The 13,794-nt window shown below is 55.3% G+C and carries 13 protein-coding genes and 2 pseudogenes; 9 read left to right on the top strand and 6 right to left on the bottom strand.

Annotated features, from left to right (window positions below; all coding sequences use genetic code 11):
- The first annotated feature begins 18 nt into the window (after positions 1-18).
- From RHH53_RS04870 to RHH53_RS04885, 4 genes are read left to right on the top strand one after another with little or no spacing between them, the layout of a single operon-like run.
- On the top strand, positions 19-1,749 hold the full coding sequence (locus tag RHH53_RS04870; RefSeq protein ID WP_302678996.1) for an ABC transporter ATP-binding protein: 1,731 nt from the start codon (positions 19-21) through the stop codon (positions 1,747-1,749).
- Positions 1,750-2,610 (top strand): 3'(2'),5'-bisphosphate nucleotidase CysQ, encoded by an 861-nt coding sequence (locus tag RHH53_RS04875; protein WP_302678997.1) that lies wholly within the window; start codon positions 1,750-1,752, stop codon positions 2,608-2,610. It abuts the gene before it with no gap.
- A gap of 28 nt (positions 2,611-2,638) precedes the next feature.
- Positions 2,639-4,024 (top strand): signal recognition particle-docking protein FtsY, encoded by a 1,386-nt coding sequence (gene ftsY / locus RHH53_RS04880; RefSeq protein ID WP_206201304.1) that lies wholly within the window; start codon positions 2,639-2,641, stop codon positions 4,022-4,024.
- Positions 4,021-5,220: an LL-diaminopimelate aminotransferase gene (locus RHH53_RS04885; protein ID WP_206201305.1), complete on the top strand. Its 1,200-nt coding sequence runs from the start codon at positions 4,021-4,023 to the stop codon at positions 5,218-5,220. The genes ftsY and RHH53_RS04885 overlap by 4 nt, the downstream gene beginning before the upstream one ends.
- Here the strand turns inward: RHH53_RS04885 and RHH53_RS04890 are convergent.
- Genes RHH53_RS04890 through RHH53_RS04905 form a run of 4 tightly spaced genes read right to left on the bottom strand, consistent with a single transcriptional unit; the run spans position 5,207 to position 8,953 of the window.
- Positions 5,207-5,368 (bottom strand): hypothetical protein, encoded by a 162-nt coding sequence (locus RHH53_RS04890; RefSeq protein WP_190278145.1) that lies wholly within the window; start codon positions 5,366-5,368, stop codon positions 5,207-5,209. The two genes, RHH53_RS04885 and RHH53_RS04890, sit on opposite strands and share 14 nt — an antisense overlap.
- An 11-nt stretch (positions 5,369-5,379) precedes the next feature.
- Complete coding sequence (gene fabG / locus RHH53_RS04895) at positions 5,380-6,084, bottom strand: 3-oxoacyl-ACP reductase FabG (RefSeq protein ID WP_206201306.1); 705 nt, start codon at positions 6,082-6,084, stop codon at positions 5,380-5,382.
- A complete protein-coding gene (locus tag RHH53_RS04900; protein WP_302678998.1) occupies positions 6,081-6,803 on the bottom strand; it encodes a M15 family metallopeptidase in 723 nt (240 codons plus the stop codon). Before RHH53_RS04900 ends, fabG begins: the two co-directional genes overlap by 4 nt.
- 41 nt (positions 6,804-6,844) lie before the next feature.
- Complete coding sequence (locus RHH53_RS04905; RefSeq protein WP_310744170.1) at positions 6,845-8,953, bottom strand: transglycosylase SLT domain-containing protein; 2,109 nt, start codon at positions 8,951-8,953, stop codon at positions 6,845-6,847.
- Positions 8,954-9,185: 232 nt separating this feature from the next.
- Between RHH53_RS04905 and RHH53_RS04910 the strand changes: the two genes are divergently transcribed.
- The 5 genes from RHH53_RS04910 (at position 9,186) to mreD (ending at position 12,355) form a co-directional block, all read left to right on the top strand.
- Positions 9,186-9,500: a hypothetical protein gene (locus RHH53_RS04910; RefSeq protein WP_302676622.1), complete on the top strand. Its 315-nt coding sequence runs from the start codon at positions 9,186-9,188 to the stop codon at positions 9,498-9,500.
- A complete protein-coding gene (locus RHH53_RS04915; protein WP_206201310.1) occupies positions 9,497-9,856 on the top strand; it encodes a YtxH domain-containing protein in 360 nt (119 codons plus the stop codon). Before RHH53_RS04910 ends, RHH53_RS04915 begins: the two co-directional genes overlap by 4 nt.
- Positions 9,857-10,044: 188 nt before the next feature.
- Entirely contained in the window at positions 10,045-11,085 is a 1,041-nt protein-coding gene (locus RHH53_RS04920; RefSeq protein WP_302679000.1) for a rod shape-determining protein, read from the top strand.
- A gap of 12 nt (positions 11,086-11,097) precedes the next feature.
- Positions 11,098-11,862, top strand: a complete 765-nt coding sequence (gene mreC / locus RHH53_RS04925; protein WP_302676619.1) for a rod shape-determining protein MreC — start codon at positions 11,098-11,100, stop codon at positions 11,860-11,862.
- Positions 11,828-12,355: a rod shape-determining protein MreD gene (gene mreD / locus RHH53_RS04930; RefSeq protein WP_302676618.1), complete on the top strand. Its 528-nt coding sequence runs from the start codon at positions 11,828-11,830 to the stop codon at positions 12,353-12,355. The genes mreC and mreD overlap by 35 nt, the downstream gene beginning before the upstream one ends.
- Before the next feature lie 45 nt (positions 12,356-12,400).
- Here the strand turns inward: mreD and RHH53_RS13220 are convergent.
- Both RHH53_RS13220 and RHH53_RS04935 read right to left on the bottom strand, forming a co-directional pair.
- A pseudogene (locus RHH53_RS13220) lies at positions 12,401-12,571 on the bottom strand (hypothetical protein); the annotation flags it as partial.
- A gap of 247 nt (positions 12,572-12,818) precedes the next feature.
- Positions 12,819-13,497 (bottom strand): annotated as a pseudogene (locus RHH53_RS04935) (IS630 transposase-related protein).
- Between the last annotated feature and the right edge of the window lie 297 nt (positions 13,498-13,794).

Consider the following 13,794-nt stretch of genomic DNA (forward strand, 5'->3'; position numbering starts at 1 on the left):
GAGTTGGTTTGCCCTGTGATGTCATCACCCCTTTTGCGTGTGGAAGCACTTACCGTTGACTTTCGCCAAGCCGATCAAACCCTACGGGCAGTGGATGGCATTTCCTTTCGCTTGGAGCGGGGTCAGACCCTTGGCATTGTCGGTGAGTCGGGGTCAGGGAAGTCGGTGACCTGTTTGGCACTTTTGCAGTTACTCCTGCCGCCGGGACAGATCAGCCACGGCGAAGCGTGGTTTCAGCCAGAGCCAGAGGGGGAGGCCATTGACTTGCTGCGCTGCCCCCCCCGCCAAATGCAACAGATTCGGGGTCGCCAAATCAGTATGGTCTTCCAAGAACCGATGAGTTCTCTCAATCCGGTCTATTCCATTGGCTTTCAACTGGCAGAGGCCATTGATCCGCAGCAACGACTGCCCCAAGGGCAATGTCAACAGCGGGCGATCGCTCTCCTTGAGCAGGTGCATCTTCTCAAAGCGGCAGCCCCCCTGGAGGAGAAAAAGCGGTTTCTCCGTCGCTATCCGCACCAACTCTCTGGGGGACAAATTCAGCGGGTCATGATTGCCATGGCCATGGCCGCTTCGCCAGCGCTTTTAATTGCCGATGAACCCACCACTGCCCTCGATGTCACTGTCCAAGCGGCGATCCTACGGCTGTTGCGGGAGTTGCAGCAGCAGTACCCTCTCTCATTGATTTTTGTCAGCCATGATTTGAATCTGATTGCGGAATTGGCGGATCAGGTCGTTGTCATGTACCAAGGGCAAATTGTTGAATCGGGGACAGTTCAGCAGGTCTTTCGTCACCCCCAACATCCGTATACCAAGGGGCTACTGGCTTGTCGTCCCCGCTTGGATCAGCGTCTGGCGATTCTGCCAACAGTGGCGGATTTTCTAGCGGCCACGCCCCCGCGATTAGAAGTGATTTCCGCAGCGCAGCAGCAGGAACGCTTGGCGCATTTGGCGAGCCAACCCCCCTTGGTGCGGGTTGAACATCTCTGGGTCAAGTATCCCGTGGCGGGCAAGCAGCGCTTTGTCACTGCCGTCAGGGATGTCTCGTTTACGATTCGCGCCGGGGAGACCCTTGGCTTGGTGGGGGAATCGGGCTGTGGCAAAACAACACTGGGACGGACCCTCTTGCGCCTCCTAGAACCCGCACAGGGAAAAATTATCTTTGGCGATCGCGACATCAGCCATTTATCGCCTCGCCAATTGCGTCCCCTGCGGCAACGGATGCAACTCATTTTCCAAGACCCCTATAGTTCCCTAGATCCCCGCATGACCATTGGCGAGTTGGTGGCAGAACCCCTGCGGATTCACCGCCGTCATCAGTCGCGACGGCAACACCAAGAGCGGGTGGCCTATCTCCTTGAACGGGTGGGCATTGACCCCCAAGCCCAGAATCGCTATCCCCATGAATTTTCCGGGGGGCAGCGGCAGCGAATTTGTATTGCCCGTGCCTTGGCCTTGAATCCTGAGTTTGTCGTTTGTGATGAGTCAGTGTCGGCCTTGGATGTGTCGGTGCAGGCGCAAGTCCTGAATTTGCTCAAAGAACTCCAGCGGGAGTTTCAACTGACCTACCTCTTCATTTCCCACGATCTCAGTGTGGTGAAATTCATGAGCGATCGCCTCATGGTTATGTACAATGGCGAAATTGTGGAAATGGGTGACGCGGAAACCGTTTACCAACAGCCACAGCACGACTATACTCGCACGCTAATTGCCGCGATTCCCCGTGGTCTTTCCCTTGAGGCAGCCTAGATGTCCCCCGCCCTTGATCTTGAGAATACCCTTGCCACCCTGCGCCCGCTTCTTTGGCAAGCCCTTGAGCAACTGCGCCAGTTTTACCGTCAGGTGCAGGATCTAGCGGTGCAGGACAAAGGCGGTGATCCTGTCACCCTTGCCGATGAAACGGTTGATTGCTTTTTGCGCCACGCCCTCCAAGCTCATTTTCCGCCGACGCAGTTTGGTTATTTAACCGAAGAGACCTACACCCCAGGGCAGCCCTTGCCCCAGCCCTACCAGTGGATCATTGACCCCCTCGATGGCACCTACGACTTTTTGCAGCAAACGGGGGAGTATGCGATTCACGTTGCCCTTGTCCATGAACATCGCCCTTGTTTAGCCGCTGTCGTCTGGCCAGAGCAGGAGGTGATCTACACTGCCATTGCCGGCGCAGGTGCCTATCGAGAGACGCGCCAAGGTGCGACGCGACTGCGGGTACAACCCCCCACTGAGGGGCAGTCGTTGCGGGTGGTGATGAGTCGGAGCCACGGCGGAGAGCGCCTACAGGCCTTTTTAAGAACCCTAGGATGCGTACAGCAAATTCCGATGGGGAGTATGGGCTGTAAAACGGCGAGTATTTGCCAAGGGGATGCAGATCTGTACGTCAATCTCACAGGGCGCAGTGCTCCGAAGGACTGGGATTTAGCGGCACCGGATTTGATCATGCAGGAGGCGGGGGGAGCCTTTACCTATGCCAATGGTGAGTTGCCCCGCTACAATCGCGCCGATGTGCAGCATTGGCCGCCCCTAGTGGTGTGTCATCCAGCTTTGAGTCGCACGGTGGGCGATCGCCTGCAAGCCTTTTTACACGAAAATCAAGGCTATTCTGGGAAATAGGCAAGTTCAGTCGCACAGAGGATAGGCCATGGTTTTTAATTGGTTTCGACGCAAGTTTGGTGGCAGTGGTGAGGAGCCATCGCCCCCTGCAGAAACCCCAACGGCAGCGCCATCCGCAGAATCCCCGCAATCTACAACTGAATCCACTGCTTCCCCCGGCATCCTCAACTGGGCAAAAACGGCACTCCAGTCGATTCAAGCGCGACAGCAATCGGAGAGTGCCGCGACGATTGAAACCATTGAAACCGCTGAAGAAACTCAAGAAACACCGCCTGCCGATGATGCCCCCGTTCCCGTCTCTATCGAGTCTGAAGAGACCGCTGTTGCTGAACCTGCCCCTGTCCAGCCCGTTGTGGAAGCTGAGTCGGTAGAACCAGACTCCTCCCTTGTCCTTGATGAGGGCTTTTTGTGGTCGGCGGAGGTGCTTGCCGCCCAAGGCCGGCGCCCAGAGGAGGTGGATATTGAGGAAATTACTTGGTTGCAACGTCTGCGCCAAGGTCTGGGCAAAACCCGTCGTGGCCTAGTACATCAACTGCGGGCGATCGTCGGCCAAGGCCCCTTAAGTCGGGATGCCGTCGAAGAAATTGAGATGCTGCTGTTGCAGTCGGATGTGGGGGTCAAGGCCACGGATCAGATTATTGCGGCGCTGCAAACAAAAATTCGCCAAGAAACACTCCCTGCCGATCAGGCGATCGCCTACCTGAAGGAAATTCTGCGGGACATTCTCGATCGCCCCTTTGAAGCCGGCTACCGCCGCGACTTTGCTCCGAAAAAAGGCACGCTGAATATCTGGTTGATTGCCGGTGTCAACGGCGTTGGCAAAACCACCACCATTGGTAAACTGGCCCACATTGCCACCCAGTCAGGCTATCGCTGTCTGATTGCAGCGGCAGATACCTTTCGGGCAGCTGCCACGGAGCAGGTGAAAATTTGGGGACAGCGCTCCGATGTCGAGGTGATTGCCAACCCCGGCAAAAATACCGATCCTGCTGCTGTGGTCTTTGATGCCATTGGCGCTGCCCAAGCCCGAGGCACAGAATTGTTGCTAGTGGATACCGCTGGCCGCTTGCAAAACAAGGCCAACCTGATGGAGGAACTCAAGAAAATCCGTCGCATCATTGATAAAAAAGCGGGTGATGCTCAAATTGAATCGCTACTGGTTCTCGATGCCACCCTCGGCCAAAATGGCTTGCGCCAAGCACAGGTGTTTGCAGAAGCGGCGCAACTCACTGGCGTGATCTTAACCAAGCTGGACGGGACGGCCAAAGGGGGAGTGGCCTTGGCGGTAGTGCAGGAATTGGGACTACCGATTCGCTTCATTGGTGCGGGCGAGGGCATTAAGGATCTGCGCCCCTTTTCCAGTTTTGAATTTGTCGAGGCCTTGCTCTCCAGTGAGGTGGAGGTGGCAGCATGAAGCTGGCCGATCGCCTGCGGTATTTCCAAGGCAATGTCTTTGACGCCATGGATCGGGCGAAGGCGGCGGTGGCGGCCACGGGACAGCCAATTGTTGATCTCTCCTTGGGGTCTGCAGATCTACCGGTAGCGGATCATATTCTTGCAGCCATTGAAGCCTCGGTGCGTGATGCCAGTACCTACGGCTATCAACTCTTTGCCAGTACAGCGGCCTTTCGACAGGCAGTGGCCACTTGGTTTGAACGCCGCTTTGGCCTCAGGGTAGATCCCGAGCGGGAAGTGCTGACGCTGATTGGTTCACAGGAGGGGACGGCGCACTTGCCCCTTGCAGTGATGAATCCCCAAGAGTATGCGCTAGTGCTTGATCCGGGGTATCCCTCCCATGCGGGGGGGGTGTATCTTGCGGGGGGACAACTGTATCCCTTGCGCTTGCGGGCAGAAAATCACTTTTTGCCGGATTTAGAGGCCATTCCGTTGCCGGTGCGAGAGCAGGCCAAACTTCTCATTCTCAGCTATCCCCACAATCCCACCACGGCGGTTGCGCCCTTGGACTTTTTCAAGACAGCAGTTGAGTTTTGCGATCGCCACGGGATTTTACTGGTGCATGATTTTCCCTACATTGATCTCGTCTTTGATGCGGAGCGGGCACCCTCGATCTTTGAAGTGGATCGCGATCGCCAAGTGGGCATTGAATTCTATAGCCTGTCTAAGTCCTACAACATGGGTGGGTTTCGCATTGGCTTTGCCATTGGCCGTGCCGACATTATTGCTGCCCTGCGCCAAATTAAATCGGTGATTGATTTTAACCAATACGCTGGCATCCTGCGGGGTGCGATTGCCGCCCTCACGGGAGATCAAACCTGTGTCCAGCAAACGCGGCAGATCTTTCGCCAGCGGCGTGATACCTTTGTCCAAGCGCTTTGCGACCATGGCTGGCCGGTGCCCCTCCCGCCAGCGACAATGTACGTGTGGGCAAAACTCCCTGACCCTTGGCAGCGGGATTCCCTGGGATTTTGCCAAGCCCTTGTTAAGGCAACAGGGATTGCCGCCGCTCCAGGCTCTGGCTTTGGTCAAGGGGGAGAGGGGTATGTGCGCTTTGCCCTCGTGCGCGATCGCCCCTGTTTAGAAGTGGCGGCTGCCCAAATTGCCGAATTTAGCCAAACGGTCGTTCAGGTGTCGGGCGCTAATCGCCCATGATCCATGCCAAGAGTAGGATCAGGCCGCCCCAAAGGACAATTGCAGGAATATGAATGGAGCGCAACACCTCTAGGGGAGTTAAAACTAGCACCTCCGTAAAGAGATGGGTAACCGTACAAAGAAGAATGAGCAAAATGATAAAGAACATGGCAACTCGCTCTAGGCATTGCCATAGATGGGAATCACGGCACCACTGATCGCAGCCGCTCCCTCGGAAATGAGATAGGCAATCAGGTCACCGATCGCCCGAGGACTCACCCAATTGACCGCTTGCGCTTCGCCCATCGCTGCCCGATTGGCAGGGGTATCGATAATGCTGGGAAGGATGACATTGGCGGTAATGTTTTTGCCTTTGGTTTCGGCAGCGATCGCCCGCGTGAAGGCCACGACTGCGGCTTTAGCAGCACAATAGGCAGCCAGTTCAGCCGCTGGTTCAACTGCACCCCGTGAGCCAATGGTGACAATGCGCCCATATTGCTGAGTCTGCATACGTTTGAGGGCGTGCTTACAAACCAAGAAGGTGGTCTCGACATTGAGGCGAAAACTCTGCTGCCAATCACTGAGGGCAAATTGTGCCGTTGCGCCCATGCTAAAGCCACCGACAAGGTGAACCACGGCATCCAATTGCGGCATGCGCTCCACGAGAGCGGCCACTTCACTTTCATTGTTCAAATCCGCTGCCACAAACCGCACGTTGGCCAACTCCGCTGCCGCCAATTGCTTTTCGAGGGCGTCTCGGGCAGCCGCATCAATGTAGGGCACCGTCAGCGTATAGCCTTGACTGAGGAGAACCGGCACTACCCCTTGACCGAGTCCGCCTGTGCCGCCTGTCACTAAAACCGCGCGATGGGCAAATCCCCTCATGGCTGATCCCTCGGTGTGAGTTGTCGTGCTCTGTAGAAGGTTTGCAAACTGTGGCGATCGCCAACGAATCGCCAGTGCCAAGGCTCATAACTCACCCCCTGCGGGTTATGACGGGGAAAGGACAGTTCAAAACTAAAACGCGCTGCATTTTTTTCCAGCCAGCGAAAGGCGGGGGTGTCCTCAAAAGTCTCCTTGAGATGGGTGTCTGGCCGGGCGCCATCGCCAATATCAATGGCATAGCCCGTATGGTGTTCGCTATAGCCGGGGGGCGCACTCACCAATGCCCGCTCACTTGCCCGTTGTGCCCGTTGCTCCTTGACCTCAAAAAAAAGATAGTCCTGATCCTGTTTGGAGCGAAATCCAGAGAGGGGCATCAACACCACCCCCTCCTGCTGCGCAGCGGCGACCATCGCCCGGAACCGTTCTGCTGCGGCTCGCCGTAATTTAATTTGGCCATCGGCACTCACCGGTTCAAGTTCTGAGAGGGGCGCCTCTTCATAGGGCAGATGTCCCAGCAGATTTTCTGTTGGCGTTAGCGTTGGCTCCGTTTCCGTAGCCGTTGGCGATTCCGTGGGACGATTGAGGAACCACACAGCTCCCACGCCCATTAGGCCCACAAGGACAAGGGTGCTGGCGATCGCCCACCCCCCTCGCCGAGGTTCTACTTTGCCCTGAGTGATTGGTTGTAGCCGCTCCGCAACAGGAATATCTTGATCCATGACGCAGTCCCCTGCCTTTTTATGAGAATAGACGATTTTTCCTAGGGCTGGGCATACAGTTGCCAGTAGTTCCAGTAGTTCTCCAAGACACTCTTGACATAGCCATAGGTCTCAGGAAAGGGAATCGATTCCACAAAGCGATCGCTATCGGTCATATCAAAACGCTGCAACCACTGATTGACATTTCCCGGCCCGGCATTGTAACTGGCCAAGGCTAAGAGCGTGTTTTGATTGTACTGATTGTGGGTGTAGTCAACGTACCATGTGCCCAAGCGGATATTGTCCTCTGGATCCACAAGGGAATAGCTCTCTAGGTTCAACTTTTCGGCAATCCAAGCAGCCGTCTCTGGCATCAACTGCATCAACCCCGTTGCCCCCACCACTGAGCGGATCTGCTTTTCAAAGCGAGATTCTTGGCGAATCAAGGCCATCACCAATAGAGGATTTAAGTTGCGAGCTAGGGACCACTTTTCCACTAATTCCCAGTAGGGCAGGGGGTAAAGGGCATACCAGAAGCGGACATCGCGGCGAATGGGCGCAAAGAACGTTGCCACCTCCGGTTCACTGGCTGAGCGCGTAAACAAGTTTTGCAGCATAAAGATGCCATCGAGGTATTCCCCAACGCCAAGGCGAATCAGGCCATCAGTGAGTTGTTCTGCCGCTGTCGGTGTCACCCGATTGTGGAATTCCCACTGCCAGCGCTGCCAAGCCTCCTGAAATTGCCGCAGCAGGTACAGTTCGCGTAGGGTGGCACTCCCCGTGGCCAAGGGAAGGAGGGGCTTGCGATCGCTCGCCACTGAGGGTCGCTGTTGTCGCAGGGTTGTAAAGGTGCCCACGGGTTTCTTGAGCAGACTGGCGGCTCGCCAAGCATAGTAGGTGTGGGGATAGCGCTCCGTAAGCCATTGCCAGGTTTGGCGCTGCCCTTGGGGTTGTCCTGCTTCCCCTTGCCATTTTCCTTGCCAAAAGGCGGCTCGCGGTGCCAGCTCACTCTCAGGGTTCAATCTGAGAATTTCGCTAACCCACTGTTGTGCCTGAGACCACTGCCGTTTTTGGGCAGCCCCTTGGGCCAGTTGCCAGCGCAGTTCCGCTGCGGCGCTGCTTTGGGGATAGGTCTTGAAGAGTTGTTGTTGGCTTTGTTGTGCCCCCTTGGTGTTGCCTAGTTCCTGATGAGCTTGGTACTGTGCCAGAAGGGCATCGGCAGCGATCGCGGGTGCTTGATTTTGCCTCGCTAACTGAAGACACTTGGCCAGCAAAGGGAGACGCTCCGCCGGTGTTTTGACTAAACGGGCAAGGCGCAGTTGGGCAAGGGCTGCTTCGGAACTTTGGGGAAAGCGGTTGATCAGGGCTTGATAGGCGGCGATCGCCCCAGAGGTGTCCTCACTCAGTTGGCGTCCCCGGCCCACCCGATAGAGATTCAAAGGGGTTGGTGGTGCCTTGGCATAGGCCGCTGCTGCCCGAGCATACTGCATTTTCTCCCAATAGCCAAAGGCGATCGCTTCCCAATCGGCGGGCGTCAGTTGATCGGCGTAGCGCTGCCGCAAAATTTCAAGGTAGGTGCCGTATGCCTTAAGAAAGAGGCCGTGGCGTGCCACCAGCTTCAGGTAGGGCACTTGATCGGGATTTTTCTCTAACTGTTGCGCCACATAGTTGACGACGGCAGGATGCTGTGGAAAGCGTTCGATCGCCTTTTGCGGTTGATTGAGGCTCAGGAGTGCCACTGCCGCTTCAGGTTCACTGCCATACTCCCGTAGCAACTGTTCCCACGTTTCCTTCGCCTTGCGGTTATCTCCCCGTTGCCGATAGGCCTCCGCTCGCAGCAGGAGAATGGGTGCGGCCATGGGACGGTAAGTCTGCTCAAGATCTTGGAGCCACTGCAGGGCAGCTTGGGGTTGCTGTTGACTCAGGCTTTCTACGGCCAGAAGATAGCGGGCGCGATCGCGCTTGAGGGGATCCGCAGACTCTGCCCATTGCTTTAACTCTTGCGGACTTTGGGGCGGCGCTTCAACAGTCAGCGTGTAAAGGGGCGAAGGCGATCGCCAATGGTACCAACTGAACAGCCCACCGCCAACCATCAGTGCCGCCAACAACAGCGACACCAGCCAAGGCCGTATGCCTCGCCGCTGCTTTCGTTTTGGGAGTGATTTAACCATAATTTGCAATTCCAGCCAGCAACCCCGCTCTCCAATCTCCACAGTAAACTAGGGAGTACAACCCTATTCTTATTAAGTATGTGGCGGTCTTGGATGCAGCAGTGGCAACTGGGTGCTAGCGAGGGGCGATCGCGCTGAAGGAAATCGAATTAACGACCTCACCCGCACATCGCCCTCCACTATGGCAATCTATGAAAAGATAAACCAACAATCGTAAACTTCGATGCCCCCTATGCCACGAATGGTCTGGATTGTGATTGGCTGCAATTGCCTGATTGCGCTAATTGCCCTGTGGTTGGCATGGCAGTTGGTCAAGCTGCGCCAGATTCTGCGGGGGGTGTCCCGTGCGCTACTAGATGCGGAGCGGAGTACCCACGGGGTCTTAGGCGGTGCCCCTGAGGTGATTATCATTGGCCAGCGGGGGGTGTCGGGCTTGCGATCGCAATTGCCCAAATGGCGGCGGCAACAGCGCAATGTTCGTCTGTTTTTAACCTTGATAAGCTGGATAGGGCGACATGGTATCCGCCTGCAAAGGAGAAAGCGATGAGTCAGCAACAGGGTGGCGGTGGTGCTTTTTGGGGGGGACTGCTCCTAGGGAGCGCGATCGGGACAGTCGTGGGGCTGTTGATGGCTCCCCGCTCTGGCAAGGAAACCCGACAACTCCTGCGCAAATCCGCTGATGCCCTGCCCGAACTGCTCGAAGACATTACTGCGAGTTTTGAGCAACATCGCGATCGCCTCTCAGAAACCACCCAAGAACGCTGGCAAGCCACCTTAGAACGGCTCAAGGAAGCGATCGCCGTCGGTATCGAAGTCACGCAGCAGCAGCGGCAAACCCTGCGGCGCGAAGCCAATGGCATGGCCTTGAGTGACCCTGACGAAGAGGATGCTGTCAATCAATAGCCTGCGGTGGGTCATGAGTCAAGAAATCATGAGCCAAGATAATGAGGAGTTATCCCTTTATCAAACAATCTCGACCGAGGGAGAACCCACCGAGATTTTCCAAACAAAACGTAATACAATCTTGCCATCACGTTTTTTGGTAACAGCACTGTTACAACCAACAGGATTCAAAGAAGGGGTACACCATCGTGGGAGTATTTAGTCGGCTATCACGAGACATCGGCATTGACTTGGGCACAGCCAACACCCTAGTTTATGTGTCTGGGCGGGGGGTGGTTTTAGAGGAACCCTCTGTTGTTGCTATTGACCAAAATACCAAACAACCCCTTGCCGTTGGCGTTGAGGCAAAGCGAATGCTGGGGCGGACACCGGGCAATGTGGTGGCCGTGCGTCCCCTGCGGGATGGTGTGATTGCGGATTTTGAACGTGCGGAACTGATGCTCAAGCACTTTATGCGCCAAGTGCACGGCGGTAAGAATTTGTTTGCCCCCCGTGTGGTGATTGGGATTCCTAGTGGCGTGACCGGTGTCGAACGCCGTGCCATTGAGGATGCTGCGCGGGGTGCTGGGGCGCGGGAAGTGTATTTGATTGATGAACCCGTTGCCGCCGCCTTTGGTGCGGGTTTACCCGTGGAAGAACCGACGGGCAACATGATTGTGGACATTGGTGGTGGCACGACTGAAGTGGCGGTTCTCAGTTTGCAGGGCACCGTTTTGAGTGAATCCGTCCGCGTTGCTGGCGATGAAATTTCTGAGGCGATCGTCCAGTATTTGAAAAAAGTACACAACCTGATTATTGGTGAACGCACGGCTGAGGAGATCAAGATTCGCATTGGCTCTGCCTACCCCAATGACAGCTATGACTCCGAAGCCATGGAAGTGCGCGGACTGCACCAACTCTCTGGCCTACCACGCACAGTTACGGTCAAAGCAGAAGAAATTCGCGAAAGCATGGCCGAGCCCCTCTCGGCGATTATTGAAGCCATCAAGCGTACCCTTGAGCGGACGCCCCCAGAACTAGCCGCAGACATTGTGGATCGCGGGATTATGCTGGCTGGCGGCGGTGCTCTGCTACGGGGTCTCGATACTCTGATTAGCCATGAAACGGGCATTGTCGTTCATGTAGCAGCGGATCCCCTGCGGTGTGTGGTCATGGGTACCGGTCGGGTACTGGAAAACTTCAAAGACCTCGCTCGTGTCTTTTCCACACAATCGGCAGTGATTGGTTAAGGATCAGCAGCTATGGCTTTTCTGCTGCGCTGGTGGGGACGATATGCCGGTGGCTTAGTCCTTGTTGCTTTGGTACTCACAAGTGCTTGGATTTTGCGTGAGACCAATGGGGCAGCAATTCGTGAACTGTACCGCCTTCTTAGTTTGCCCTTTCAAGGCACAGTGGACGATCAGCAAGCCTTGATTCAAGCCCGTACGTGGCAACTGGAGCAGCAACTGGCCGCCGTCCAAGCGGAAAACCAGCGGTTGCGGCAAATGCTGAATGCACCGATGCTGGCCAATTTCAATGGCCGCGTTGTGCCGGTGATTGGTCGCAGTTCCGATCAGTGGTGGCGATCGCTCCTCTTGGGGGAAGGCAGTCGTCAGGGTCTCACCATCGGTTCAGTCGTGGTGGGCAACGGTGGCCTTGTCGGGCGCATTACCAGCATTACCCCCAATACCAGTCGGGTGATGTTGCTCACGGATCCCGCCAGTCGAGTGGGGGTTGTGGTGGGTCGGACGCGGCAGATGGGGATTCTGCGGGGACAACTCAACCAGCAGGTGATTGTCGAGTTTTTAGAGAAAGACCCGAAGGTACAGCCCAAGGATGTCCTCTATACCTCAGCCTTGAGTAGTCTCTATCCAGCGGGCATTCCCATTGGTGAGGTGCAATCGGTAGAACTGAGCGATCCCACCCGCCCCCATGCCACTGTTATTCTGGGCGCACCGATTGATCGCCTTGAGTGGGTCACCGTCATTCCCTATGCTGAACCGACAGACACGTTTACGCCGAACTAGCCTCAACTGGTTGATTATTATTAGCTCTGTGGGACTCTGTGCCCTGCTGAGCTTTATTCACTTACCCAACCTGCATCTATTGGTGCCCGACTGGTTTTTAATCTGGGTGGTGGTGTGGAGTGTCAAGCGATCGTGGTGGCAAGGGGTACTGGCGGGTATTGCCCTTGGCTGGATTCAAGATGGCTTGGTCAGTGCTCATCCTAGCCACGCAGTCAGCTTAGCTTTGGTGGGAGGGCTGACCGCCCTGATGCAAAAGCAGCGCTTTGTTTCTGAGGATTTTATTTCGGTTGCTTTGATTACCTTTGCAATGGCCATTCTTCAGCAAACGGTCATGGCAATGCAAATGAGCCTTGGCAGTGGCTTTCCCCTCGAGGAGATTTGGCAGCACCATCGGCAAGTCGCGCTTAGTTCAGCCATTATGAGTAGTCTTTGGGCACCCTTGCTCTATGCCCCCCTGAATCGCTGGTGGACGTGGTTGCGACAGCAGGAGTAGAGAGCGCAACAATAAACCCGCCTCATGCCCAACTTGCGGCAGCCACTACTCAATCGCTGCTTGCACTTCACCCATAAAGCCGAATGCCCATTCGATGCCCCTGTTTGAGCTTGCCCACCTTTTTGAAGTTCGCCTCAGATGCGCCAGACATTTCTGTTGCCCTTTCACCTCATCACCGTTGTACACACTGAAGTCATCCGAGAGGAGTACCCCTGCAAATCCCTCACCTAATAGGGTCTCTAACTCTGCTCGTAGACGGCTGCCCGCCGCGTGGAATCAGCAAAATCCCCAGTCTCCGAGTGCTTCTACCGTTGGCTTCACGCTTTCTGCTGCTCTGGCATTCGTCTGTTGCAGTATCCCCACTCGGACAGTCGGCGTTCTGAGCGTTTATGAAGGTCACTGAATGGTGGTTTTGATGAAATTCAACTGAAGTTGTATAGCTATTCCAATAAGGAATGAGATATCATCCAGCACAATACTTGCGAATCACCTCATCAATCGAACTGTTTGACCCTGCATACATCCGCGCTCGCTTCAGCGCACTAAAGTCGTGCTCAATCACATTCAAATCAGGAGAGTATTTCGGTAAAAATAACACCTCGTGACCCGCCGCTTTCACCACTGCCTGAATCGCCCCTTTTGGATGAATTGGTGTCTTTCTGGTATCTATACCGTCCTGCGACTCAACTCTCTCTTTTCTGACGCTTCCCCGCTCGCTCTCCATCAATTCGTTGGCCTCGCGCTGACCACCCATACTCACACTCCACTCGAGAGTCAAACCCCCTCTCATCGATAGACACCACCGTTTCCTCCCCATGGCTCTCTACCCATGTGTCAATACGCTTGTCGCTCTGCCTCACACCGTTCTTGGTAACGCATCTGTTTTTTTTGCGGGTGATGCTCATCTGGGCGAGGGCATAACTAATGGTGGAAACTTGGACGCCAAATCGCTGGGCACGGTCGATTAAACGATCATCGGAATGGGTAGCAACATCCGCTGCTAAGGCCGCCCAATCCAGCTTCCAAGGACGACGGGGGACAACCGTGGGCGCTAAGTCGTCTCGCTTCAGCCAGCGATGGATAGTGGCGCGGCTCACCTGAAAGATTTGAGTTGCTTCACTGATTTTGCCACCTTGCTTGATATAGGAGACAACCCGCTCTCGTCAGTCCAAGCTATAGCTCATATTCTTGAGTAACATTCATGACGCTTTGAGTATAGCCTATCCCTCTTGAAAATATCTCACTCCCTTTCGAAATAGCTATATTAGTCGCGCCCGATTTTCGGTGCTAGCTCAATATATCCAGCAACAATCTGAGATTGAGTGACTGCTCCCTCCGGTCGCCCGCCGCCTCACCACTACCTAACTGCTTTGCGGTATAGACGGAGCACTGCGGCGAATTTTGGTAGATTTATATTTCTTAATACTTATAATTTCTTA

The sequence above is a fragment of the Thermosynechococcus sp. PKX82 genome (genome assembly GCF_031583255.1).
Classification (GTDB): domain Bacteria; phylum Cyanobacteriota; class Cyanobacteriia; order Thermosynechococcales; family Thermosynechococcaceae; genus Thermosynechococcus.

What these genes read in the sequence shown, in the direction of transcription:
- RHH53_RS04875 (WP_302678997.1), top strand. Translation starts at nt 1,750, where the DNA reads ATGTCCCCCGCCCTTGATCTTGAGAATACCCTTGCCACCCTGCGCCCG.
- RHH53_RS04885 (WP_206201305.1), top strand. Translation starts at nt 4,021, where the DNA reads ATGAAGCTGGCCGATCGCCTGCGGTATTTCCAAGGCAATGTCTTTGAC.
- RHH53_RS04905 (WP_310744170.1), bottom strand. Translation starts at nt 8,953, where the DNA reads ATGGTTAAATCACTCCCAAAACGAAAGCAGCGGCGAGGCATACGGCCT.
- RHH53_RS04870 (WP_302678996.1), top strand. Translation starts at nt 19, where the DNA reads ATGTCATCACCCCTTTTGCGTGTGGAAGCACTTACCGTTGACTTTCGC.
- mreC (WP_302676619.1), top strand. Translation starts at nt 11,098, where the DNA reads ATGGCTTTTCTGCTGCGCTGGTGGGGACGATATGCCGGTGGCTTAGTC.
- RHH53_RS04900 (WP_302678998.1), bottom strand. Translation starts at nt 6,803, where the DNA reads ATGGATCAAGATATTCCTGTTGCGGAGCGGCTACAACCAATCACTCAG.
- fabG (WP_206201306.1), bottom strand. Translation starts at nt 6,084, where the DNA reads ATGAGGGGATTTGCCCATCGCGCGGTTTTAGTGACAGGCGGCACAGGC.
- RHH53_RS04890 (WP_190278145.1), bottom strand. Translation starts at nt 5,368, where the DNA reads ATGTTCTTTATCATTTTGCTCATTCTTCTTTGTACGGTTACCCATCTC.
- ftsY (WP_206201304.1), top strand. Translation starts at nt 2,639, where the DNA reads ATGGTTTTTAATTGGTTTCGACGCAAGTTTGGTGGCAGTGGTGAGGAG.
- mreD (WP_302676618.1), top strand. Translation starts at nt 11,828, where the DNA reads ATGCTGAACCGACAGACACGTTTACGCCGAACTAGCCTCAACTGGTTG.
- RHH53_RS04910 (WP_302676622.1), top strand. Translation starts at nt 9,186, where the DNA reads ATGCCACGAATGGTCTGGATTGTGATTGGCTGCAATTGCCTGATTGCG.
- RHH53_RS04915 (WP_206201310.1), top strand. Translation starts at nt 9,497, where the DNA reads ATGAGTCAGCAACAGGGTGGCGGTGGTGCTTTTTGGGGGGGACTGCTC.